Genomic DNA, 21,278 nt, shown 5'->3' with positions numbered 1-21,278 from the left:
TGGCCCCGCCGCCCTAGTTTTCCTTACGAGAGAACGAAGGGGACCACGATGACGACAGCGAATGCGCTGGAACTGGCCGGGGTGCGGAAGGTGTACGGCTCCGGCGACGGCGCCGTCACCGCGCTGGACGGCGTGACGGCGAACGTGCCGCGCGGGACGTTCACCGCCGTGATGGGCCCGTCGGGCTCGGGCAAGAGCACCTTCCTGCACTGCGCGGCCGGCCTGGACCGGCCGACCTCGGGGAAGGTCCTGCTCGGCGGCACCGAGATCGGGCGGCTGAAGGAGAACGAGCTGACGCGGCTGCGGCGCACCCGCGTCGGGTTCGTGTTCCAGGCCTACAACCTGATGCCGTCGCTGAACGTGCTGCAGAACATCACGCTGCCGCTGCGGCTGGCCGGTACCAAGCCGGACCCGCAGTGGCTGCGCGAAATCGTCGAAGGCGTCGGCATGGCGAAGCGGCTGGAACACCGTCCGGCGGAGCTGTCCGGCGGGCAGCAGCAGCGCGTCGCGATCGCCCGGGCGCTCATCGCCCGGCCCGACGTCGTGCTGGCCGACGAGCCGACCGGCGCGCTCGACACCCGCACCGCGCGGCAGGTCCTCGACCTGCTCCGCGCCGTCGTCGACGGCATGGGGCAGACGGTCCTGATGGTGACCCACGACCCGGTCGCGGCCTCCGCCGCGCACGGCGTCCTCTTCCTCGCCGACGGCAAGCTGGCCGGCCACCTCCCGCACCCCACGCCCGAGCGCGTGGCGGAGCGGATGACGCACCTCGGGGAGTGGTGACCGTGCTGTCACTGGCCTGGCAGACGATCCGGACGCGGCTCGGCGGGTTCGCCGGCGCGTTCATCGCGATCCTGTGCGGCACCGCCCTGGTGGCGGGCTGCGGGGTCCTCATGGAGTCCGGCCTGCGCGCCGGCGTCCCCACCCAGCGCTACGCCGCCGCGGCGGTCGTCGTCGGCGGTGCGCAGAGCGTCCGGCCGCCGGGTGCCGACGCGCTGTCGGCCGAGCAGGTCGGCGAGCAGCCGTCGGTCCCGGACGCACTGGCCGGCCGGATCGCTTCGGTGCCCGGCGTCCGCGCGGCGGTGGCCGAGCAGAGCTTCCCGGCGCAGGTCGTGACGGCGTCCGGGGAGGTGCTCGGGGGCGCGCAGTCCCTGGGCCACAACTGGGACGCGGCCGTGCTGGCGCCGTTCACGCTGCGCGCGGGCCGGGCGCCCGGCGCGCCCGACGAGGTCGTCCTGGACGCCGATCTGGCGCAGCGGGCCGGCGTCGGCGTCGACGGGCAGGTGAAGATCGCGACCCGGTCGGTGCCGCGGACGTTCCGGGTGAGCGGCATCGTCGACGCCCTCTCGCGGCAGTCGGCGCTGTTCTTCACCCCCGACCGGGCCGCGGACCTGGCCGGACGTCCCGGCCAGGCGCACGCGATCGGCGTGCTGGCCCAGCCCGGCGTGGCGCCGGAGACGCTCGCCGAGCGGATCGGCGCGGTCGTGGACGGCGCCGCGGTCACCACGGGCGTCGAGCGCAGCACGATCGAGTTCCTCGACGTCAGCCAGACGCGGATGCTGCTGCTCGCCATCGCCGGCTCGTTCGGCGGGTTCGCCCTGCTCGTGGCCGTGTTCGTGGTGGCGAGCACGCTCGCGCTGACGATCAACCAGCGACGCCGCGAGTTCGCGCTGCTGCGGGCGATCGCCGCGACTCCTCGCCAGGTCCGGAAGCTCATCGGCACCGAAACGACGTTGGTCGCGCTCGTCGCCGGGGTGCTGGGTGGCGCCGCGGGGCTCGCGGTGGCGTCGGGGCTGCGGGACGCGTTCGCCGCGATCGGCGTGATCCCGGCCGACTTCGAGCTGGCGATCAGCCCGCTGCCGTCGCTGGCCGCGCTGCTGCTCGGCCTGGGCGCGGCCCGGCTGGCGGCCTGGGCGGCGTCCCGGCGGCCGTCGACGATCCGGCCGGTCGAAGCGCTCGGCGAGGCGGCGGTCGAACGCCGTGAGCTCGGCCGCGTCCGCCTGATCACGGGCTGGGCGCTGGTGCTGGTGGGCTTCGGGGGCGCGTTCGTGCCGCTGTTCCTGCGCGGCGACATCGGGACCGCCATCTCGACGATGGCGACGCTGGTCGTCGTCATCGGGCTGGCCGTGGTCGGCCCGCAGGTGACGGCGCTGGTGACCCGGGTGCTGGCGCCGGTGCTGGGGCGGGTCTGGCGGATCAGCGGGTACCTGGCGGGCGCGAACGCCCAGGCCAACACCCGGCGGCTGGCGGCGGCGGTGACCCCGCTGATGCTGTCGGTGGCGTTCGCACTGGCGACGTTCTACAGCCAGACGTCGTCGACGGCGGCCGCGGCGGAGGAGACGGCCCGCTCGACGACGGCCGACTACGTGCTGAGCGCCCCGGCGGGTGTCTCACCGGAGGTCGCCGCGGCGCTGGCCCGGGTGCCGGGAGTGGCGACGGCGACGCCGGTGGTGCGGACGTCGGTGATCACGGCGTCGACGGTGGGCGACAGCGTGGACGTCCAGCGAAAGCCGGCACAGGGCCTGGCGGGCGACCAGACCCGCGGCGCGCTGGAGCTGGGCGTCGACAGCGGGCGGCTCGCGGACCTGGCGGGCGACACGGTGGCGTTGAGCCGGTCGGAGGCCGACTGGCTGGACAAGAAGATCGGCGACGAGGTGACGTTCTACTTCGGCGACGGCGCACCGGCGAAGTTGCGCCTGGTGGCGACGTACACGCACGACCTGGCCTTCGGCGACTTCGTCCTGCCGGTGGCCCTGGCCCGCGAGCACAACGGCGGCCGCCTGGACGATTCGGTGCTGGTGCGGCGGTCCCCGGACGCCGACCCCGCGACGGTGGCGACGGCGCTTCGCGCGTTGCCGTACCCGGGCTTGACGGTGGCTTCTTCGGCGCCGGCGGCTTCGGCAGGCGGGGAGCGGCAGGCGCAGTTCTACCTGAACCTGGTGGCGGTGGGCGTGATCGTCGGGTACCTGGCGATTTCGGTGGCCAACACGCTGGTGTTGACGACGGCTCAGCGGTCTCGCGAGTTCGCATTGCTGAGGCTGGTCGGCACGACACGCCGCCAGGTGACGCACATGATGCGTCTCGAGGCCTTGGCGACGGTCGGGATCGCTGTGGTGCTCGGGACTTTGGTTGCTTTGGTGCCGCTGGGTTTGCTGAACGTGGGCCTGCGGGGGAGCCCGGTGCCGTCGGGGCCGCTGTCCGTCTACTTCGGAATCATCGGCGGCGCGGTGCTGCTGGGGATGCTGGCGATGGGGCTGTCGACGTGGGCGGCGCTGCGGGCCCGCCCCATCGACGCGATCGGCCTGCGGGAGTGAGCCGGTTGCCCGGCTCACCCTGCTTTCAGCAGCCCGCGCCGGTGTCTTCGCCGGTGTAGGAGAGGACGCGCCAGTCGGTGGTTCCGCCCAGCGGAGCCACCGCATTGGCGGCTACGCACTTTTCGCCGATGAGAGTCTTGAAGGCGCCGCCGTAGGTCAGGGAGTAGACCTTGATCTTCGCGGCGGCGGTGCCGCAGTTGCCCCACTGGTAGTCGCGGGCGTTCGGGCCCGAGGTGCCCTGGGTCCATTGGGTGCCACAGGTGACGGCCGCCGACGCCGCTGTGGTCGTGACCAATGGGAAGGCCGCTACGGCGAATCCGAGTGTGATGGCCGCGGTGGTGCGTTTCATGGCTGGTCCCCCTGCTTCTGCAACAGTACGGGGGTCAAGCTAACGGGGAATCGACCGGGAATTCCCTAATGCGGTGGCCACAACCCGAGCCGGGTGAACTGCTCGCGGACGTGCTCGCGCACCGGGTCGTCGGCGTCGGCGACCAGGGCGATCGTCTGGCGGGACTCGTTCCACGCCTCGGCTTGCCGGCCGGTCGCGGCGAGGGACCGCACCAGCGCCACCAGCGCGCGGACGACCCGGACGTGGTCGGCGGGGGAATGCGAAATCCCCAGCGCCTTCCGGGCGAACAGCAGGACGTCCTGATGTTCCTCGGCATCACAGGCGGCTTCGCTCAGCTCGACCAGGGCGGTGAGCGTCCCCTCGTGGTCCGCCGGGTACCAATCGTGCAGTGTAACTGCTTCGGTGAGCCGCCGGAGTGCCTCGGTCGACCGGCCTGCCTGACGGCTCAGCAGCCCGAGCTCCAGCGCCATCGCGGCGTGGCGCCGGTGATCGCCCAGCTCGGCGTACAGCGTTTTCGCGTGGGAGAGGTGCGTCTCCGCTTCTTCGATCTCGCCTTGATGCCGCAGGTGCGTGCCGAGGGCGCCATGGGCCGCGGCGCACTGGGCGGGTTCGTTGAGGCTGTGCTGGATGTCGAGGGCCTGGCGCAGGCACGATTCGGCTCGGACCCGGTCGCCGGAGTCGTCCGCGTGGCGGGCGAGCAGGAGGAGGACTTCGGACCGGTCCCGGCTGTTGCCGGTGTTGCCGAAGATCGCGCTCGCCAGCTCGAGGGACTCCTCGGTCTTCCCCGGATCGCCGAGGGCGTGGTGGATCCGCGCCAAGCTGGTCCACGCCTGCCCCTCGGCGTCGAGGTCGTGGTCGGCCCGGGTGGCGAGCAGGACCGCCTGGACGGCCTCGCGCCATTCGGGTGCGGTGCTGCTGATGGTCAGGTGGGGCCGCACCAGCCGGAGCAACGTCACTGCCCGGGACAGGTTGCCGTCTGTCCCACGGCGGATCGCAGCGCACAGGCTCGCTTCCTCGTCGGCCAGGAACGCTTGCGCCGCCGCGAAATCCGGCAGGCGACCGGCCTGGGGCAGTTCGGCCGTGCGCCGCAGGGCGGGCGCCAGTACCTCGGCGGCGTCCGTGACCCGGGCGATGTACCAGTCGAGGAGCCGCGCTTCGGCCCGCGAGCGGTCGGCGCGGGAGTCGTGGGCGAGCGCGAGCCGTTCGCCGGCCGCGCGCGTGAGGACGTCCATCCGGTAGCGGCCGTCTTCCCGGCTCACCAGGTACAAGGAGCCGAGCGCGGTGACGGCGCCGCGAGATGTCTCGTCGTCGGTCCCGTCGAGGGCGCAGATCCCTTCCAGGGAGATGCCGGGCCCGATGGTGAGCGCGAGCGAGCGGAAGAGCCGCGCCGCCGGCGGCTCCAAGGCGCGGTAGGACCACAACACCGAGGTCAGGATCGTGCCGGACGCCAGTTCGCCGGCCAGGAGGAGTTCGGCCGGGCTCGGCAGGCCGCCGTTGCCGGGCAGGAGTTCGGCGAGGGTGCGGACGGCTTGCGGGATGCCGCCGGTCAACGCGAGCGCCGCCGCCGGATCGGGTGGCTCGGCCGGGGCGTCGCGGAGCAGGCTTTCGAGCAGCGGAGCGATCTCGGCTTCGGTGAAGGGAGCGACTTCCAGCCGATAAGCACCGTGGTGGGTCACGAGGTCGCTCAGCCGGTACCGGCTGGTCACGACGACCACGGAGTGCGCGCTGCCCGGCAGCAGGGGCACGACCTGCCCGGAATCCCGGGCGTTGTCGAGGAAGACGAGCACCCGGCGGTCGTCGAGCAGGGTCCGCAGCATCCTGGTCCGGGCGCTCAGGCTCGCAGGGATGACGGCGACTCCCAGCGCGTCGAGGAACTCGGCGAGCACGTCGGCGGGGTCGCGGGGCGGGCCGGTGGCGTACCCGGAGAGATCGGCGTGCAGCTGCCCGTGGGGGAACCGCTCGCGGACGGCGTGCGACCAGTGCAGTCCCAGCTCTGTTTTGCCGGCACCGGCCGGCCCGGTGACGGCGATGATGAGCGTCGCGGGCGGGCCCTTGACCCGGGAGCGCAGGAACAACGCGTTCAGCCGGCCGAGATCCTCGTCGCGATCGACGAACTGGCTGACGGTCGACGGCAGCTGGGCGGGCGGCAGCGAGCGGAGAGCCGCCTGGGTGCGGTGCCGGTCGGCGGGCGAATCCCGGGACTGGAGCAGCTGCTGGTGCAGTCCTTGCAGCTCCTGGCCGGGCCCGGTCCCGAACGACCGGGCGAACCGGTCGTACACCTGTTTCCAGTAGGTGTCGAAGACTTCGTAGTGCCCGAGCCCGTCCAACGCGGTGATCCGCTGCGCGATGTACTGGGTGTCCAGCTCGTGGTCGACCATGGCTTCGTCGAGAATCCGCAGCACCTCGCGGAAGTTGCGGCGCTCGAGCTCGACGGCGCACAAGGCCTGGTAGCCGGCGACGCGCTCGTAGCGGTCGAGATCTTCCCGTTTCTGCTCCATCCAGATGGTGCCGAGGTCTTCGACGGCGGGACCCTGCCAGAGATCCATCGCTTCCCGCAACGCGTTGGCGGCCTCGTCGAGCCGCCCGGTTTCCCGCGCGCGCTCGCCGTCGCGAATCAGGGTTTTGAAGCGTGCGTAGTCGAGATCGTCGTTCCCGGGCAGGAACTGGTAGCCGGCGCGCTGGGTGACGATCCGCGCGGAGACGCCGAAGCCCCGCAGACAGGCTCGTAGTCGGCTGACGTAGGTCTGGAGGTCGTTCCGGGCGTGCTCGGGCGGGTTGTCGTCCCAGAGTGCTTCGGTGACGGTCCGGACGGTGACGACCTTGCCGTGGTTGAGCATCAGCACGCCCAGCAGGGAGCGTTCCTTGGCCCGCCCGAGGGCGACCGTGAGGTCGCCGAGCAGCAGCTCCACGGGCCCCAGGATCCGAAATTCCATCAGGCTTCCCGTCCACCCCCGGCCGGTCGTCCTGACCAGCACCGTAACCCTGCACCGGGCCGGTTTCAGCGCGGGTCGAGTGGCTGTCAAGGTTTTGTCCAGCAGGCGGCAAGCGAAGTGTCCACCGGGCGAGTTCACGATCAGCCCATGTCGTGGACGGATGTGTGGGAGTGGCTTCGGGGGAGCGCGCCGCCTTTGGTTGTCGAGCCGGTGGCGGATCCGGTGCACCACACGATTCTCGCGCTCGCGATCGACGGGTTTTCGTCCTTCGATCGCACAAATCTTCACCGGCTGGTGCTGCGGGAGGGGCTGTACCGGGCTTTCCAGCAGGCGTTGGCTGAGAGTGGCGTCGCGTGGAGTCACTGCCACAACGCGGACTTCGGCGAAGGGGTGCTGTTGCTGGTCCCCGCTGGTTATCCGAAGGCGGTGTTCAGCGAACTGGTCCCGGACGCTTTGACGAGATCTCTGGCGGATCACAACTGTACTCATCGGCCACTGGAACGCATCCGGCTCCGCATGGTGCTTCATGCGGGAGAAGTCAGCTATGACAGCTATGGCACGACGGGTTCGGCGATCGTGCACGCGTTCAGGCTGCTCAATTCCGTGGTGTTGCGGAAGAGCTTGGCCTGGTCGGACAGTGATCTCGCGGTGATCGCCTCGGGTTGGTACTACGACGAGATCATTCGGCACAGTCCATTGAGCGGCCGTTATGAGCCTGTGGTGGTTCAGGAGAAGGAAACCACGGCACAAGCTTGGGTTCGGTTGGTCGGGCCGGCCGAGCCGGACTTTCGCGCTTTGGGGTGAGGGGCCCTGCAGTTACCCCTCACCTGATCAAAGGCACGACATCGAACCATCCTCTGGAGTTATCGCGTGGAGGAAGGACGTCCAGGCACTGGCGGAAAGCTCGATGATCGGTTGACCGGGCCGGCGGTCCTTGGTGTCGCGAACGAGAGCGGTGTCGGATGTCAGCCGGGTTTCGACGCAGCTGCCACCGGCGTTGGAATAGCTGCTCTTGAACCATCCGTCGAGGCGCGGTGCGCGCGAAAACTCTACAGTCAACTCAGTTCCTTCAAGATTTTTCGGACGATCTGCAGGGTTTTCTCCCGGGTCTGCGCTCGCCCATATGCGTCCTCGTAGGTGGTGGCGATGTTCCGGACCTGCACCGGGTCGTCGATGACGCCCCAGGCGGTCACGGTTTCCTGCCATGCGAGGGCGGGGAGCCGCGGGTTCCCGAATTCGATGAGGTGCACGGTTGCTGCACCGAAGAGTCCGCACGCGGTGGCGGTGAACGGAATGACGCGGACGTCGAGCTTCCGCGGGTGACTCTCGATCAGCTCGGCCAGATGCGCGAGCTGCTGCTTGAGCACTGCCCGCCCGCCGATCTGCTGCCGCAGGGCTGCTTCGCTGATGATGGCGGTCAGGGTGAAGGGGTCGTCCGCGTCCGCGATCCGGGCCTGGCGGCGCAGCCGGGCTTCAACGCGTTGGTCAACCTCGACGCGCGGCAATGTCACCGCGGGCGTCATGATCGCCCGGATGTAGTCGGCGGTCTGCAGGAGCCCCGGGATCAGCAGGCTTTCCCAGTCCCGAACCGCCTGAGCGCCCTGTTCAAGTCCGAACAGGCGCTGGACGTCGGCGTCGAAAAGCGCTGAGTAGTTCGACCACCAGCCGCGTTCCTTGGCGGCGGTGCGCAGCGCCAGGAGCTCGGCTTTTTCCTCTTCATCGAACTCGAACAGATCGAGGACGCGGGTGAGCGCTTCCGGGGAGAGGATCTTGCGCTCGTTTTCGACGGCACTCCAGTAGTTGCGAGTGAAGTCCAGGGCTTCGGTGATCGCCCTGACTTCGATGCCCAGCCGCTCCCGCTGCCGTTTCAAGCGCAGGGCAAGCTCCCACGATGCGACGACGGGAGACGACGGCGCGCTCATTGTGGGGACAGTCCTCCGCTGGTTACGGTAACCACACAGTATGCGGTTGCGGTGACCATGCCCCCACCGGGTTCCGCTAACCTCGTATTACCACTTGTCATCGGGTACGCGACCCCCCGAGCGGATACCCCGAACGGATGAATTGCGCCATGTCGGAGCCTCGAGCGGAACTTCGTGGGCGGACCTCCCGGGTCCGTCCGGAGCTAGCGCTCGCTCCCTCCCGGCCACCCGTCGTCAACGTCGACTGGCAGGGCAGCGTCGAACTCGACACGGCACACTGCACCATCCTCGTGATCGACGTCGAAGGCTTTGGGCGGTACTCCCGGACCAACCCGAACAAGATCAGGATCCGCCGCGGAATGTACCGCGCCCTCGAGCGTGCCTTCGTGGCGGCCGGCATTCCGTGGGCTGTCTGCCAGTACTCGGACCTCGGGGACGGCGTACTCGTGCTGGGCCCGGCGGCCGTCTCGAAGACGCCCTTCGCCGAGCGGCTCCCCGGTGCGCTCGCCGAGGAGTTGGCCGCGCACAACGGCGTGCACCCGCCCGAGGAGCAGATGAGGCTGAGGCTGGCGTTGCACGCCGGTGAAGTGACCTTCGACGCCCACGGCGTCACCGGCGCTTCGATCCTCGACGCACAACGGCTGGTGGACGCGCCCGTGCTCAAACACACCTTGGCGGACGCGTCGGCTCTCCTGGCCACCATCGCTTCCTCGTGGTTCTACGAGGAAGTCGTGCGACAGAGCGAGGGAAGCGACGCCGGTGCGTACCGCCCGGTCGCCGTCGCCGGAGACGAGTTTGCCGTCCCCGCCTGGATTCGGCTGCTCGACGCGCCGCTGGCGCGGCGGCGTGCGCTGATCCGGTCGCGGCGCGGCTGACTCGGGAAAACTCTTCCGTACTCCCGAAACTTTCCGAAAGTTATTGCCCCACCACCAACCCCGATCACATGCTTTCCCCACCTGGCCAGCCTCGACGAGGAGGAAGCATGCTCACCAAGAACCGCTTCAGGGTGGGGGTCGCCCTTGCGCTCATCGCCGCGCTCGTTCCCGGCGTGGCCAGGGCCGATACCGTTCTCACCAAGAGCCAGACCGGGAGCAACGGGGGCTACTACTACTCCTTCTGGACCGACGGTGGCGGCTCCGTCCAGATGACGCTCACCTCCGGGGGCAACTACCGGATGAACTGGAGCAACGTCGGGAACTTCGTCGGCGGCAAGGGCTGGAGCAACGGGAGCCGGCGGACCGTCAGCTACTCCGGGAGCTTCAACCCCTCCGGGAACGGCTACCTCGCCCTCTACGGCTGGACCTCCAACCCGCTCGTCGAGTACTACATCGTCGACAACTGGGGCACCTACCGGCCGACCGGGACCTACAAGGGCACCGTCACCAGCGACGGTGGCACCTACGACGTCTACCAGACCACCCGCTACAACGCGCCGTCCGTCGAGGGGACCAAGACCTTCAACCAGTACTGGTCCGTGCGGCAGCAGAAGAAGACCGGGGGGACCATCACCACCGGGAACCACTTCGACGCCTGGGCGCGCTACGGCATGCGGCTCGGGAGCTTCAACTACTACATGATCCTCGCCACCGAGGGCTACCAGAGCAGCGGTAACTCCAACCTGACGGTGGGCTGACCCATGCGTCCCTTGATCATGGCGGCCGCGTTGGCCGTGACGACCATGGCCGCCGTCGGGCCGGCGGAAGCTGCCGCCTGCACCGGGTACGTCGGGCTCACCTTCGATGACGGACCGTCCAATGCGCACACTCCCGCTCTGCTGAACTCCTTGCGGCAGAACGGGTTGCGGGCGACCATGTTCAACGAGGGCCAGTACGCCGCCGCCTATCCCGCGCAGGTGCGGGCTCAGGTGAGCGCCGGCATGTGGGTCGGGAACCACAGCTACACCCACCCGCACCTCACCCAGCAGAGCCAGTCCCAGATGGACTCCGAGATTTCCCGGACGCAGCAGGCGATCGCGGCTGCCGGTGGCGGTACGCCGAGGCTGTTCCGCCCGCCGTACGGGGAAACGAACGGGACGCTGCAAGCCGTCGAAGCGAAGTACGGCCTGCGGCAGATCATCTGGGACGTCGACTCGCAGGACTGGAACAACGCGAGCGTCGACGCGATCGTCGCGGCCAACGGCCGGCTCGCCAACGGCCAGGTCATCCTGATGCACGAATGGCCCGGCAACACCCTGGCCGCGATCCCGCGGATCGCGCAGACCCTCGCGAGCCGCGGGCTGTGCGCGGGGATGATCTCACCTCAGACGGGCCGGGCGGTGGCCCCGGGCTGAGGCCTCCGGGTGGCGCGGCGGCCCCGACCCGCCGCGCCGCCTCCCTCAGTTCACGTACCAGTCGACCCGCGCCGCGTCCGTCCCGTGGGGGCGGATCGTCACGCACACCTCGTGGTCCACCACGATCCCGGTGTGCCGGCAGAACCGGGCCGTGTCGCGGTACGCGTCGTCGGTCGCGGGTGTGAAGTGCCGGGCCATGACGTGGTCCCGCAGCACCTCGGGGGCGTGGTCTCCGGTGGCTTCCAGGACCCGCCAGCAGCCGCCGGAACCGCAGTCGATCTCCGGGACGACCCGCAGCGCGGCCGGAACCGGCACGACCCCTTCGTCGCCGGGTGCCTCCTGCAACCCGGCGAACCACGCCCCGCCCGCGACGACGAACCCGGCGATGACCAGCAGCAGCGGCCGGACGAACCGGCGCGCGCCGATCGCGCACACCACCGCCGCGAGCGTCGTGTGCAGCCAGTAGACCTCGATCGGCGCCGGCACCCACCGTCCGCCCAGGCTCAGCGCGCCCGGCACGACGAACCACGCCAGCAGCGCCAGCAGCACCGCTCCGACGATCAGCCCGGACCGGCGCGAAGGCGCCAGCGAAACCCAGACCAGCATCGGGACCAGGCCGAACAGCCCGCCGAACGGGCTCACCGAGAAGCAGACCACGACCACCGCCGCCACCACGAGGGCGGCGCGCCACCAGTGGGTCTTGACACTTTCGGGGATGAGCATGCGGCCATTCTCCCGAACACCCGGCATGCGGCAGACTGCCGATCATGACGATCGCGGTGATGGTGGTGGACGACCAGCAGGCCGTGCGCGAAGGCCTGGTCGCGCTCCTGGGGCTCCTCGACGACGTCGACGTCGTCGGCTCGGCGGCCGACGGGGCGCAGGCACTCGACCTGGCCGGGACGCTCGACCGCCTCGACGTCGTCCTCATGGACCTCACCATGCCGGTCCTGACCGGGGTCGAGGCGACCCGGCGCCTGACGCGCGAGCACCCCGGCGTCGCCGTCCTCGTCCTCACGACGTACTCGGACGACGAGTCGATCGCCGGGGCACTCGCCGCCGGGGCGAAGGGGTACCTGACGAAGGACGCGGGCCGTCACGAGATCGGCGCCGCGCTGCGGGCCGTCGTCGCCGGGCAGCTGACCTTCGGGGCGGACGTCTCGCGGCAGGTCGCCGGGGCGCTGGCCGAAGCGAAGAAACCCCTTTCACGCAAGGAAAAGCTTCCCGACGGCCTCACCGCACGCGAGGCCGAGGTGCTCGGGTGGATCGCCGCCGGGCTGAGCAACGGCGAGATCGCGGCCGAGCTGGTCATCGGCGAGACGACCGTGAAGACGCACATCAACAACGCCTTCGCCAAGATCGGGGTGGCCAGCCGGGTCGAGGCGCTGCGTTATGCCGAACGGCACGGTCTCGACCGGTGACCCCTCAGTCCCGCTTCCGGCGTTTCTCCAGCTGCTCGCGCACCATCGGCTCCACGAACCGCTTCGCCTGGTCGTAGCGCCCGGCTTTCTTCAACGCGACCGCGATGATCCCGATCACGATCACCAGCAGCAGAATCCCGCCGCCGATGAGCGCGAACCGGAGCAGCATGAACTGGACGACTTCACCCATGACCGATTTCTCCCTGTCCCGACAACTTCGACAGGGAGAACGCTAGGGCGCGACCCGGGCGGAGCAGGACCTCCGCCGGGTGGAGATCCGGGTGGAGACGCGGCCGCGGGCTACTCGGCGACCCGGGTGCGACCGCACCAGGCGAACACCGGCACCTGGTCACCGCCGCTGGTCGTCGTGAACTCGCCCTCGTGGGAGAAGTGCTCGTAGCCGGCGCCGAAGCTGACCTTCGCGACTTCGCCGATGTTGCCGACCGTCCAGTCGCGGTGCTGTTCGATCAGCTCGGCCGGGCCGCCGGAAAGCGTCACTTTGATATTCGTCATGATTCGTCTCCGTGGGTTCGTCGGCGCGGAGGAAAGGCGGGAATTGTGGCCTTCGTCTCTCGACAATGACTGACGAACGTTAGCTGTGTCAAGATTTTCGGTTCCGTGCGGAAATGGGCCGGAATAAGGGTTGACGATAGGGGTGTCAGCGCAATTCGCGGGCGAGCCGGTGGATGCGCAACGCCAGGTGGACGTCCAGCGCGCGGTCGCCGTCCTGCCAGTCTTCGCCCAGTAACGCGGTGATGCGGTCGAGGCGTTGGTAGAGCGTGTTCGGGTGGATCGTCAGCTCTTCGGCCGCGGTGGCCTTGCGACGCCCGCCGCGCAGGAACACCTCCGCCGTGTGGACGAGGTCCGTGCCGCGCTCTTCGTCGTGGGCCAGCAGCGGGGCGAGGGTCCGGGCGACGTACGCACCGGCCTCCTCCCGGCCGGCCTGGCTGAGCAGGTAGCGGTACGGGCCGAGATCGGCGGGCGACGCCGTGACCCCGCCGCGGCCCAGCGCGTCCAGGACCCGGACGCACGCGACCGCGTCGTCGTACGCGTCGGCCAGCGCGGTCGCGCCGGTCGCCGGGCCGGCGAGGCCGGTCGTGCCCAGCGACCAGGACCGGACCGTCGCCTCGTCCGCGCGGACCAAGGCGACCACGCGACCGTCCACTCTGGACGCAAGCGGGGCGAGGTTCCGCAGCCGCTGGTCTTCGCTCACCACGACCAGGTGCGGGCGCCGCAGGTCGCGGGCGTACGCGGGGACCTCGCGGACGCGGCGGGTCACCAGGTGCTCCACCAGCTCTTCGGTCGTCCGGCGTTCGGCCCGCTCGACCGACGCCACCAGTGCGACGGTCATCGCCGAGCGTTCCAGCAGCCGGACGTCCGCCTCGTCGAGCGGTGCGCCGGGAACCACTTGCAGCGCCCCGAAGTACGCGTTCGCCGACGCGACCGGCACGGTGACCGCCCGCTCGGTCACCTGGGTCCGCCGGGCGCCGGCGAACAACGCCGACGGTTCGCCGTCGAGCCGCGCGTCCACGAGCGAACCGTCCCGGGCGGCGGCGCGGACCTCGTCGTGCTCGTCCGCGACCAGCACCAGGCCGGGCACCAGTTCCGACAGCGGGACCACGACGTCTTCGGGAGCGCCACCGTGCAGCGCGACCTCCGAGAGCCGGTCGTGCAGCCGCACCGCGCGTTCCAGCCGGTCGTTCGCCGCCGCCAGCGCGGTGACCAGCTTGGCGTTCTCGATGGCGATCGCGGCGAACGACCCGAGCGACGTCAGCAGCGACGTCTCCGCCGCGGTGAACCGGCGGACCGCGCGCTGCGACACCATCAGCACGCCGGCCACCTTGCCCCGCAGCCGCAGCGGCACGCCGAGGATCGTGCGCAGGCCCTCGTCCTCGGCGACGCGGTCGACGTCGCCGAGGTGGGTGAACGCGGCGTCGCCGAGGTAGTCCGCGCTCTGCACCGGTTCCCCGGTTTCGGCCACCCGCCCGGCCAGCCCGCCGCGGCGCGGCAGCACGATGCCGCGCATCCGCGGCCCGAGCGAGCCGTCGGTGACGCGGATGACGAGCGAGCCGTCCGGTTCCGCGAGCGCCAGGTAGGCGATGTCGACGCCGAGCAGGCGCCGCGCGTGGCCGACGACCTCCTGCACCAGCGCGTCGAGGTCGTGGACCGCCGACAGGCGCAGGACGAGGTCGTACAGCTCGCGCAGGCCGTGGGCGTCCATCAGCCCAGGTGCGTCGTCTCGGTCGCGGCCCAGCCGGGGTCGCCGGTGGTGGCGAACCGCACCCACGCGGCGTTGACCTCGCGGGCCAGCTCCGCCGGGGGAGCGTCACCGACGAGGCCGGCGGACTCGGCCAGGGAGTCGAACACGAACGGCAGCTCCATGCCGTGGCACGCGCCCAGCCTCGGCGCCCGCCACTCGAACTCGTACCGGAACGAGCGGCCCTGGTGGCTTTCGACGAGCTCCTTGACGCCGTCGCGGAAGACGAGGTCGGTCATCGCTTCCACGAACACCTCGCCCGCCTTCCGGCCGTCGCCCAGGCCGTAGCTCTTCAGCACGCCCGCCGGGTCCGGGTGCGACGCCGACAGCATGGCCACGGCCTGCTCGTCGGTCAGGACGTCGAGCAGCCCGGTCGGGCCGAAGTAGAGCAGCATCTCCTCGCGGCAAGTACCTGCGATGAGGTCGACGCCGGCGCCCGCGCCGCCGCGGATCGCCTCGCCCGGGTGCACCGGCAGGACGTCGTCGCCGACCAGCGGGAGGAACGGGCTGAGGCCGAAGCTGCGGTCGAGGCCGTCCTCGCCACGCAGGTCAGGTCCGCCGCCGGGCTTGAGGAGGGCGTCCTGGGCGTCGAGCAGCTGCTCGGTGCTCAGCTCGCGGAAGGCCTCGGCGGTGGGTGCTACGCCGAGCCGGTCGGCGACCAGCGTCGTCACGCGCGTCAGCTCGGCCTGCCCGCGCACCATGTTCGCGTGTCCGCTTTGGACGATCGCGCGGCGGAAGAGCCCTTCCGACAACGGCGAACCGAGCAGGCACGCGACGCTGATCGCGCCCGCGGACTCGCCGAACAGCGTGACGTTGGCGGGGTCGCCGCCGAACGCGGCGATGTTGTCCCGGACCCAGCGCAGCGCGGCGAGCTGGTCGCGCAGGCCGAGGTTGGTCGCGCCGCCGTCGAGCGGCAGGAAGCCGTCGATGCCGAGCCGGTACTGCACGGTCACCAGCACGGCGCCGCCGCGGGTGAACGCCGTGCCGTCGTAGACCGGGGCCGAGCCGGTACCGCCGATGAACGCGCCGCCGTGCACGAACACCAGCACCGGCCGGTTTTCCGCGGCCGGGTCCGGGGCCCAGACGTCGACCGTCAGGTACTCCGGGCCGGGCTGCCAGCCCGTGCCGACCACGGCCGACAGGTCGAGACCCGGGATCCGCCGATGCCGTTGGGGCGCGGTGGGTCCGGCCTCGCGGGCGTCGCGCACGCCGTCCCACTCCGGAGCCGGGACGGGCTCGGCGAACCGCAGCTCGCCCTCGGGCGCGGCGGCGTAGGGGATGCCGCGGAACCGGACGCCGGTGGCGATCGGCTCGCCGCGGACCTCGCCGGCGGTGGTGCGGACGATCATGCGGGTGTCCCTTCGGGGAAGACCTTGCCGGGGTTGAGGATGTGGTGCGGGTCGAGGGCGTTCTTGACCGCGCGGTGCATCGCGAGGACGTCCGCGCCGAGCTCGCGCGCGAGGCCGGGCTGCTTGAGCAGGCCGACGCCGTGTTCGCCGGTGACGGTGCCGCCGAGGTCGAGGGCGTCGGCGATGATGTCGTCGAAGGCCGCCTGGGCGTTCTTCCGCGCGGCCTCGTCCCCGGCCGGGGTGACGAGCAGCGGGTGCAGGTTGCCGTCGCCGATGTGCGCGACGTTCGCGATGTGGACGCCGTGCCGCTGCCCCGCCACGTCGATGCGGGCGAGCATCTCGGGCACGGCCTGCGTCGGGACGCAGACGTCCTCGGTGAGCAGCGGGCCGAGCCGTTCCAGCGCGGGGTAGGCGAGGCGGCGGGCGGCGAACAACGCGTCGGCCTCGGCCTGGTCGGTCGACTGGGCGGCCCACGTTGCTCCGGACCGCTCGAAGCAGTCGAGGATTTCGGCGGCTTCGTGCTCGCCGAGCGCGCCGGGGGAGTCGGTGCGGGCCAGCAGGACCACGTTGGCGTCGGCGCTCAAGCCCATGTTCTTCCACTGGTCGACCGCGGCGAGGCAGTGCCGGTCGACCAGCTCCAGCGCCGACGGCAGCACGCCCCGGGCCGCGACCGCCGCGGCGGCCTGCCCGGCGGCGACCGTGGTGTCGAAGTACCCGGCGACCGTGCGTTCCGCGGCCCGGGCGGGCCGCAGCCGGACGGTGACCTCGGTGATCACGCCGAGCGTGCCCTCCGAGCCGACCATCAGCCCGGTCAGGTCGTACCCGGCGACGCCCTTGGCGGTGCGGCGCCCGAGCCGGACCAGCTCGCCGGTGCCGGTGACGACCTGCAGGCCCAGGACGTAGTCGCGGGTGACGCCGTACTTGACGCAGCACACGCCGCCGGCGTTGGTGGCGACGTTGCCGCCGATGGTCGACCAGGGCGAGCTGGCCGGGTCGGGCGGGTACCAGAGGCCGTGTTCCGCGCAGGCCGCGCGCAGGTCGTCGTTGACGACGCCGGGCTCGACCACGGCGTACCGCTCCCGCTCGTCGATCTCCTTGATCGCGGTGAGCCGGTCGGTGACCAGCACGACGCAGCCGCCGACGGCGTTCGCCCCGCCGGAGAGGCCGGTGCCGGCCCCGCGCGTGACCAGCGGGGCCCGGTTCGCCAGGCAGGCCTTGACCACGGCCTGGACCTCTTCGGCCGTGTGCGGCCGGACGACCACCGCGGGCTGCGCGTAGGGCGCCCACTCGGCTTCGTCGTGGGCGAAGCTCGCCACGACGTCCGGGTCGCGGACCAGCCGGTCCGCCGGCAGCCGGGCGGCCAGGTCGTCGATCAGCATCCGCGGGAACCTCCTCGTCACCGGGTTCCCACGCTAGGGCGGCGGCGCCCGTCTGGCCATGGGGAGAATCCCCACCGGATGCGCCCGGGGGTGTGCGTTCTACCCGCTGACGACCTTGCCGAAGACCTCGTTGAAGGCTTCGGTCGAGCTCGGGTGCGTGTAGATCGAGTTCCGGAGCTCGGTGGCGGTGATGTTGTGCCGGATGGCCAGCGCGACGGTGTTGATCACCTCTTGCGCGTCGATGCTGAGCAGCGCCGCGCCGAGGATCAGGTCGGTGTCGGCGTCCACGACGAACTTCATGATCCCGCGCGTCTCCTCGACCGTGTAGGCCCGCGGCATGGCGACGATGTCGGCGACCTTTTCCCTCGCCACCTTGATGTTCAGGCCCTGCTCGCGGGCTTCGCGCTCGGTCAGGCCGACCGTCGCCAGCGGCGGGGTGATGAACAGCGTGTGCGGTACGGCGACCCGGTCGGTCGTGGTGCGCTTGCCTTCGCCGAGCAGCTCGTCCAGCGCGATCCGGGCGTCGTCGAGGGCCACGTAGGTGAACTGCGGGCCGCCGTTGACGTCGCCGACGGCGTAGATGTGCGGCTGGCTGGTGCGCAGGTGCTCGTCGACCTCGACGGCGCCGTTCGGCGAGGTCCGGACGCCGGCCGCGTCGAGGCGGAGGCCGTCGGTGACGGGACGCCGTCCGGTGGCCGGGAGCAGGGCGCTCGCCTCGACTTCGTGGGTCTCGCCGTCCTTCTCGTAGCCGACCTTCGCGACGGCGCCGCTGTCCTCGACCTTGGTGATCTTCGCGCCGGTGATGATCCGGATGCCGTCGCCTTCGAGGATTTCCCTTACGGTCCCGGCGATGTCCTCGTCTTCGCGGGGCAGCAGCCGCTCGGCTCCTTCGAGAACGGTGACGTGCGTGCCGAAGTGCCGGTAGATCGACGCGAACTCGAGCCCGAGGTAGCCGCCGCCGACGACGATCAGGCGTTCCGGCAGCGTCGCCGCCTGGGTGAGCTCGGTGCTGCTGACCAGGTGCTTGCTGGTGGCCAGGCCGGGGATCGGCGCGACGACCGGCGCGGAGCCGGTGCTGAGGATGATCGTCGGCGCGGTGACGGTGATGCGGTCGTCGCCCTCGCCGATGGCGACGGTGTGCGGGTCGGTGAACCGGGCGGTGCCGGTGATGACGGTCGCCGTGTCCTTGCCGTCGAGCGACGCGAAGTTGCCCGCGCGGAAAGCGCTGGTCAGGGCGCGGACGCCGGCGATCGAGTGGGCGAAGAACTCCTGCGCGTCGTCTTCGATGCGCCGGGCGTTCGAGTAGTGGACGAGCATCTTGGTCGGCACGCAGCCGACGTTCGGGCAGGTGCCGCCGTACATGTTTTCCGACTGTTCGACGAGGACGACGCGCTTGCCCGCGTCGCTGAGGGCGTGGGCGGCGGTCTTCCCGCCCTTGCCGAACCCGATGACCAGGACATCCGCGGTGAGCTTTTCCATGTGGTCGAGTGTGCGACGGTCCCGATGAGACGACCAGGCTTGCCAGTATCAGTTTTCTGCTCGAAAGTATCACCGTGGACGCTGTCAGCCGCTTACTTCGCATGGCCGACCTCGTGGCTTCGCTCGAGAAGCACTGCCTGCTCGGGGCGGGCACGTGCATGGACGTCGCCCGGTCCCGGGAGCTGACCGTGCCGTTCCACGTGCTGCTCGAGGGGGAGTGCCGGCTGCACGTCGGCCACGAGGTGTTCGAGCTGCGCGCCGGGGACGTCGTGCTGATCCCGAGCGGCGCCGAGCACCGGGTGGTCACGGCCGGGCCTGGACGGGCGCGCGGCACTGTCGAGACCGGCGGCGAGGTGCTCGCCACCCAGCGCAGCGAGCGCGGCGGCGACCCGGTCATCGACCTGTTCTGCGGCCACTACGCGGTCAACGCGGGCCCGGGCGCGCTGCTGTTCCGGAGCCTGCCTGGCGCGATCCACGTGTCGTTCGGGCAGTCGCCCGAGACGGACGAGGTCCTGCGCGGGCTGAGCTTCCTGATGCGCGGGGAGGCGAGCCGCGAGGGCTCCGGGTCGGCGGCGATCCTGTCCGCGCTGAGCACGGTGCTGCTGGCGATGGTGCTGCGGACGGCCCGCGGCGCGGCCACGGCGGACGTGCTGTGGACGGCGGTGGCCGACCCGGGGATCGCGTCGGCGGTCGCCGGCGTCTTGGACGACCCCGGGGCGCAGTGGACGATCGAGCGGCTCAGCCGTCAGGTGGCGATGTCCCGCGCGACGTTCCTGCGACGGTTCGTCCGGGAGACGGGCATGACGGTGGGAGCGTTCCTCACCCGGGCCCGGATGATGGCGGCGGCCCAGCTGCTGTCCACCTCCGACGCGACGGTGGCTTCGGTGGCCGGCCGGGTCGGCTACCAGTCGGAATCCGCGTTTTCCCGAGCGTTCCGGGCCGAGCTCGGGACGACGCCGGCCCGGTTCCGGCGAGGCTCGTGACGCATCGGTTACGCATCGGTTGTAGGGTGGGGTCTTAGCGGTTCAGCCTGCAGCCGTCGTGCCTCGATCCCCCGCAACCCCGCCCGGGCTTGTCGTGGGTCCGGACCGACGTCCGGCCTCGCGGTGGTTCGCCAAGGAGGCCTTCGCGATGCTGATCCCCGCTCCGCACACCGACCGGTCCACGACGTTCGAGGTGACGACGACGTCCGAAGCGACCGTGGTGACCGCGGCCGGCGACCTCGACCTGGCCGTCACCGGCCGTCTCGCCGCGCTGCTGAACCGGGAGCTCCAGCTGGCTCCGCCGGCGCTGGTATTCGACGCGTCGGCCGTGACGTTCTGCAGTGCCCGTGTGCTGACCATCCTGCTGGACGCTGCGGCGGCCGGGGTGCCGTTCGCGGTGGCCGGGCGGTGCCGGGCGTTGCTCCGGCCGATCGCCGTGCTTGGTCTGGACCATGCGTTGCCGGTGCACTGGAGCGTGGACGAAGCGCTGGCCTGGTTGAAGCTGGTGCCGCAGCTGTCCTAGCCCGCCGAGCACTCCATCCGGGCCCAGACCAGCTTCCCGCCGTCGTGGCGGCTCACGCCCCAGTCCCGGCACAGCTGGTCGACCAGCAGCAACCCGCGTCCGCCGCCGTGGTCGGGCGCCCGCAGCCTCGGTTCGGCGCTGCCGGCGTCGGCCACCGCGACCGTCACTTCGCACGGCTCCCGCGCGTGGTGGATCCGCAGCTGCCGCGGCCCGCCGCCGTGGACGTAGGCGTTCTCCAGCAGCTCGCCGACGATGATCAGCGTGTCGATCAGGTCCGTCTCGCGGAGCGTGCCCAGCTTGACCTCGGCCCAGCGGCGGGCGGCGGTCAGCCCGGCCCGGTCGATGCCGTCGACGTCCAGCACCTGCCAGCCCGCCTGGTCGGCTCCACTCCAGCTCACGCGCACGGTGACTCCTTCCGCTGCCGCGCTTCCCCCGGAGTGCGGCAGCGTCCGCGCTACGGCTACCCGGATCGGCCGCGTTTACCCGTCGCGTTCGGGGGACTGGGTGCGGGTCAGGTCCGCTTGCGGCTCGCGATCTTGTCGGAGAGCTGCCGCACCTGGGCGGGGTCCGCGTCCCGGGCGAGGGCGACGTAGTGGTCCATGACGGCCGGCCGGTAGCGCACGGGCAACGTCTGTCCCGGGGCGAGCCGGGTGAGCTCGGTGATCGTGAGGTCCTCGTCCGCGATACCGCGGAACGAGAGGCCGTCGGCGGTCTCCACGTCGAACATCAGGACCACGCGGGGATTGCTGTTGACCTCGCGCCAGTCGACGAGAACGCCGAGCGCGAGCGTCCCGGTCCGCAGTTCCGCGGTGCGCTTCCCCGCGTCACCGCTCAGGAACGGGTTCGGGGCGACGCCCGGGAAGGCGGGTCCGACGCCGAGCGATTCCCGGCTCAGGTCGGGCCTGAGCTGCTCCATCAGACCGTTCAGATTGTTGAGCTTCTTCTTCCAGCCGAACACCCAGCCCCCTCCCACCCGCCGGTGCTCGCCGCGATCATACGTTCCCCCTGACCCCTGCCTGTTCGTCAGAGACGCCTTAGGGGTCGTCGGCCGCCGCGAACGCTGGCTAGCTTGGCCGGGA

Annotated in this window: 22 protein-coding genes; 9 read left to right on the top strand and 13 right to left on the bottom strand. The window is 71.1% G+C overall.

The features are described from left to right. The first annotated feature begins 48 nt into the window (after positions 1 to 48). Both ACZ7OU_RS49320 and ACZ7OU_RS49315 read left to right on the top strand, forming a co-directional pair. Entirely contained in the window at positions 49 to 783 is a 735-nt protein-coding gene (locus ACZ7OU_RS49320) for an ABC transporter ATP-binding protein (RefSeq protein WP_470245495.1), read from the top strand. Continuing rightward, the gene (locus ACZ7OU_RS49315; protein WP_470260643.1) at positions 777 to 3,314 is read left to right on the top strand and encodes an FtsX-like permease family protein; all 2,538 of its coding nucleotides are present in this window, start codon (positions 777 to 779) and stop codon (positions 3,312 to 3,314) included. Before ACZ7OU_RS49320 ends, ACZ7OU_RS49315 begins: the two co-directional genes overlap by 7 nt. A 25-nt stretch (positions 3,315 to 3,339) precedes the next feature. On the opposite strand, the gene ACZ7OU_RS49310 is transcribed toward ACZ7OU_RS49315, so the two are convergent. Continuing rightward, entirely contained in the window at positions 3,340 to 3,663 is a 324-nt protein-coding gene (locus ACZ7OU_RS49310) for a hypothetical protein (RefSeq protein WP_470260642.1), read from the bottom strand. A gap of 65 nt (positions 3,664 to 3,728) precedes the next feature. Beyond that, positions 3,729 to 6,596 carry an AfsR/SARP family transcriptional regulator gene (locus tag ACZ7OU_RS49305; RefSeq protein ID WP_470260641.1) on the bottom strand — a complete coding sequence of 956 codons (2,868 nt, stop codon included), beginning with the start codon at positions 6,594 to 6,596 and terminating at the stop codon, positions 3,729 to 3,731. A gap of 147 nt (positions 6,597 to 6,743) precedes the next feature. On the opposite strand from ACZ7OU_RS49305, the gene ACZ7OU_RS49300 reads away from it, so the two are divergent. Then, complete coding sequence (locus ACZ7OU_RS49300) at positions 6,744 to 7,400, top strand: hypothetical protein (protein ID WP_470260640.1); 657 nt, start codon at positions 6,744 to 6,746, stop codon at positions 7,398 to 7,400. A 27-nt stretch (positions 7,401 to 7,427) separates the two neighbouring features. On the opposite strand, the gene ACZ7OU_RS49295 is transcribed toward ACZ7OU_RS49300, so the two are convergent. Both ACZ7OU_RS49295 and ACZ7OU_RS49290 read right to left on the bottom strand, forming a co-directional pair. Further along, a complete protein-coding gene (locus ACZ7OU_RS49295; protein WP_470245491.1) occupies positions 7,428 to 7,655 on the bottom strand; it encodes a DUF397 domain-containing protein in 228 nt (75 codons plus the stop codon). Then, entirely contained in the window at positions 7,652 to 8,518 is an 867-nt protein-coding gene (locus ACZ7OU_RS49290; protein WP_470245490.1) for a helix-turn-helix domain-containing protein, read from the bottom strand. The genes ACZ7OU_RS49295 and ACZ7OU_RS49290 overlap by 4 nt, the downstream gene beginning before the upstream one ends. Before the next feature lie 290 nt (positions 8,519 to 8,808). Between ACZ7OU_RS49290 and ACZ7OU_RS49285 the strand changes: the two genes are divergently transcribed. From ACZ7OU_RS49285 to ACZ7OU_RS49275, 3 genes are all read left to right on the top strand, one after another. Next, positions 8,809 to 9,393, top strand: a complete 585-nt coding sequence (locus ACZ7OU_RS49285) for a hypothetical protein (protein ID WP_470260639.1) — start codon at positions 8,809 to 8,811, stop codon at positions 9,391 to 9,393. Between the two features lie 107 nt (positions 9,394 to 9,500). Next, complete coding sequence (locus ACZ7OU_RS49280; RefSeq protein WP_470245488.1) at positions 9,501 to 10,151, top strand: glycoside hydrolase family 11 protein; 651 nt, start codon at positions 9,501 to 9,503, stop codon at positions 10,149 to 10,151. Between the two features lie 3 nt (positions 10,152 to 10,154). Continuing rightward, complete coding sequence (locus ACZ7OU_RS49275; protein WP_470260638.1) at positions 10,155 to 10,808, top strand: polysaccharide deacetylase family protein; 654 nt, start codon at positions 10,155 to 10,157, stop codon at positions 10,806 to 10,808. Between the two features lie 45 nt (positions 10,809 to 10,853). Here ACZ7OU_RS49275 and ACZ7OU_RS49270 read toward each other — a convergent pair whose 3' ends face one another. After that, on the bottom strand, positions 10,854 to 11,531 hold the full coding sequence (locus ACZ7OU_RS49270) for a hypothetical protein (protein ID WP_470260637.1): 678 nt from the start codon (positions 11,529 to 11,531) through the stop codon (positions 10,854 to 10,856). Positions 11,532 to 11,575: 44 nt separating this feature from the next. Here ACZ7OU_RS49270 and ACZ7OU_RS49265 point away from each other — a divergent pair, with 44 nt between their 5' ends. Beyond that, on the top strand, positions 11,576 to 12,229 hold the full coding sequence (locus ACZ7OU_RS49265) for a response regulator (protein WP_470260636.1): 654 nt from the start codon (positions 11,576 to 11,578) through the stop codon (positions 12,227 to 12,229). Between the two features lie 4 nt (positions 12,230 to 12,233). On the opposite strand, the gene ACZ7OU_RS49260 is transcribed toward ACZ7OU_RS49265, so the two are convergent. The 6 genes from ACZ7OU_RS49260 to ACZ7OU_RS49235 all read right to left on the bottom strand — a co-directional run bounded on the left by ACZ7OU_RS49260 (position 12,234) and on the right by ACZ7OU_RS49235 (position 18,693). After that, positions 12,234 to 12,419 (bottom strand): hypothetical protein, encoded by a 186-nt coding sequence (locus tag ACZ7OU_RS49260; protein ID WP_470245484.1) that lies wholly within the window; start codon positions 12,417 to 12,419, stop codon positions 12,234 to 12,236. 110 nt (positions 12,420 to 12,529) lie between these two features. Continuing rightward, complete coding sequence (locus tag ACZ7OU_RS49255) at positions 12,530 to 12,742, bottom strand: DUF5988 family protein (protein WP_470245483.1); 213 nt, start codon at positions 12,740 to 12,742, stop codon at positions 12,530 to 12,532. A gap of 145 nt (positions 12,743 to 12,887) precedes the next feature. Beyond that, complete coding sequence (locus ACZ7OU_RS49250) at positions 12,888 to 14,450, bottom strand: helix-turn-helix domain-containing protein (RefSeq protein ID WP_470260635.1); 1,563 nt, start codon at positions 14,448 to 14,450, stop codon at positions 12,888 to 12,890. Beyond that, positions 14,450 to 15,835: a carboxylesterase/lipase family protein gene (locus tag ACZ7OU_RS49245; protein WP_470260634.1), complete on the bottom strand. Its 1,386-nt coding sequence runs from the start codon at positions 15,833 to 15,835 to the stop codon at positions 14,450 to 14,452. Before ACZ7OU_RS49245 ends, ACZ7OU_RS49250 begins: the two co-directional genes overlap by 1 nt. Then, the gene (locus tag ACZ7OU_RS49240) at positions 15,832 to 17,214 is read right to left on the bottom strand and encodes an FAD-binding oxidoreductase (protein WP_470260633.1); all 1,383 of its coding nucleotides are present in this window, start codon (positions 17,212 to 17,214) and stop codon (positions 15,832 to 15,834) included. Before ACZ7OU_RS49240 ends, ACZ7OU_RS49245 begins: the two co-directional genes overlap by 4 nt. A 99-nt stretch (positions 17,215 to 17,313) precedes the next feature. Further along, positions 17,314 to 18,693, bottom strand: a complete 1,380-nt coding sequence (locus tag ACZ7OU_RS49235; protein WP_470260632.1) for a dihydrolipoyl dehydrogenase family protein — start codon at positions 18,691 to 18,693, stop codon at positions 17,314 to 17,316. Positions 18,694 to 18,701: 8 nt separating this feature from the next. On the opposite strand from ACZ7OU_RS49235, the gene ACZ7OU_RS49230 reads away from it, so the two are divergent. Both ACZ7OU_RS49230 and ACZ7OU_RS49225 read left to right on the top strand, forming a co-directional pair. Beyond that, complete coding sequence (locus ACZ7OU_RS49230) at positions 18,702 to 19,676, top strand: cupin domain-containing protein (RefSeq protein ID WP_470260631.1); 975 nt, start codon at positions 18,702 to 18,704, stop codon at positions 19,674 to 19,676. Positions 19,677 to 19,824: 148 nt separating this feature from the next. Further along, on the top strand, positions 19,825 to 20,199 hold the full coding sequence (locus tag ACZ7OU_RS49225; RefSeq protein ID WP_470260630.1) for an STAS domain-containing protein: 375 nt from the start codon (positions 19,825 to 19,827) through the stop codon (positions 20,197 to 20,199). Here the strand turns inward: ACZ7OU_RS49225 and ACZ7OU_RS49220 are convergent. Together ACZ7OU_RS49220 and ACZ7OU_RS49215 are read right to left on the bottom strand one after the other, a co-directional pair. Next, positions 20,196 to 20,603: an ATP-binding protein gene (locus tag ACZ7OU_RS49220; protein ID WP_470260629.1), complete on the bottom strand. Its 408-nt coding sequence runs from the start codon at positions 20,601 to 20,603 to the stop codon at positions 20,196 to 20,198. The two genes, ACZ7OU_RS49225 and ACZ7OU_RS49220, sit on opposite strands and share 4 nt — an antisense overlap. A 107-nt stretch (positions 20,604 to 20,710) precedes the next feature. Continuing rightward, positions 20,711 to 21,172 carry a hypothetical protein gene (locus tag ACZ7OU_RS49215; RefSeq protein WP_470260628.1) on the bottom strand — a complete coding sequence of 154 codons (462 nt, stop codon included), beginning with the start codon at positions 21,170 to 21,172 and terminating at the stop codon, positions 20,711 to 20,713. Positions 21,173 to 21,278 lie beyond the last annotated feature (106 nt).

This window comes from Amycolatopsis sp. NPDC114505 (genome assembly GCF_055633615.1).
The sequence above is the reverse complement of the archived record's forward strand: the minus strand, read 5'-3'. Positions and strand labels throughout refer to the sequence as shown.

Bases quoted from the DNA above. Each gene is read 5' to 3' on its own strand.
- ACZ7OU_RS49245 (WP_470260634.1), bottom strand. From the start codon at position 15,835: ATGATCGTCCGCACCACCGCCGGCGAGGTCCGCGGCGAGCCGATCGCC.
- ACZ7OU_RS49225 (WP_470260630.1), top strand. From the start codon at position 19,825: ATGCTGATCCCCGCTCCGCACACCGACCGGTCCACGACGTTCGAGGTG.
- ACZ7OU_RS49275 (WP_470260638.1), top strand. From the start codon at position 10,155: ATGCGTCCCTTGATCATGGCGGCCGCGTTGGCCGTGACGACCATGGCC.
- ACZ7OU_RS49235 (WP_470260632.1), bottom strand. From the start codon at position 18,693: ATGGAAAAGCTCACCGCGGATGTCCTGGTCATCGGGTTCGGCAAGGGC.
- ACZ7OU_RS49240 (WP_470260633.1), bottom strand. From the start codon at position 17,214: ATGCTGATCGACGACCTGGCCGCCCGGCTGCCGGCGGACCGGCTGGTC.
- ACZ7OU_RS49280 (WP_470245488.1), top strand. From the start codon at position 9,501: ATGCTCACCAAGAACCGCTTCAGGGTGGGGGTCGCCCTTGCGCTCATC.
- ACZ7OU_RS49320 (WP_470245495.1), top strand. From the start codon at position 49: ATGACGACAGCGAATGCGCTGGAACTGGCCGGGGTGCGGAAGGTGTAC.
- ACZ7OU_RS49305 (WP_470260641.1), bottom strand. From the start codon at position 6,596: ATGGAATTTCGGATCCTGGGGCCCGTGGAGCTGCTGCTCGGCGACCTC.
- ACZ7OU_RS49300 (WP_470260640.1), top strand. From the start codon at position 6,744: ATGTCGTGGACGGATGTGTGGGAGTGGCTTCGGGGGAGCGCGCCGCCT.
- ACZ7OU_RS49290 (WP_470245490.1), bottom strand. From the start codon at position 8,518: ATGAGCGCGCCGTCGTCTCCCGTCGTCGCATCGTGGGAGCTTGCCCTG.
- ACZ7OU_RS49260 (WP_470245484.1), bottom strand. From the start codon at position 12,419: ATGGGTGAAGTCGTCCAGTTCATGCTGCTCCGGTTCGCGCTCATCGGC.
- ACZ7OU_RS49310 (WP_470260642.1), bottom strand. From the start codon at position 3,663: ATGAAACGCACCACCGCGGCCATCACACTCGGATTCGCCGTAGCGGCC.
- ACZ7OU_RS49265 (WP_470260636.1), top strand. From the start codon at position 11,576: ATGACGATCGCGGTGATGGTGGTGGACGACCAGCAGGCCGTGCGCGAA.
- ACZ7OU_RS49250 (WP_470260635.1), bottom strand. From the start codon at position 14,450: ATGGACGCCCACGGCCTGCGCGAGCTGTACGACCTCGTCCTGCGCCTG.
- ACZ7OU_RS49270 (WP_470260637.1), bottom strand. From the start codon at position 11,531: ATGCTCATCCCCGAAAGTGTCAAGACCCACTGGTGGCGCGCCGCCCTC.
- ACZ7OU_RS49255 (WP_470245483.1), bottom strand. From the start codon at position 12,742: ATGACGAATATCAAAGTGACGCTTTCCGGCGGCCCGGCCGAGCTGATC.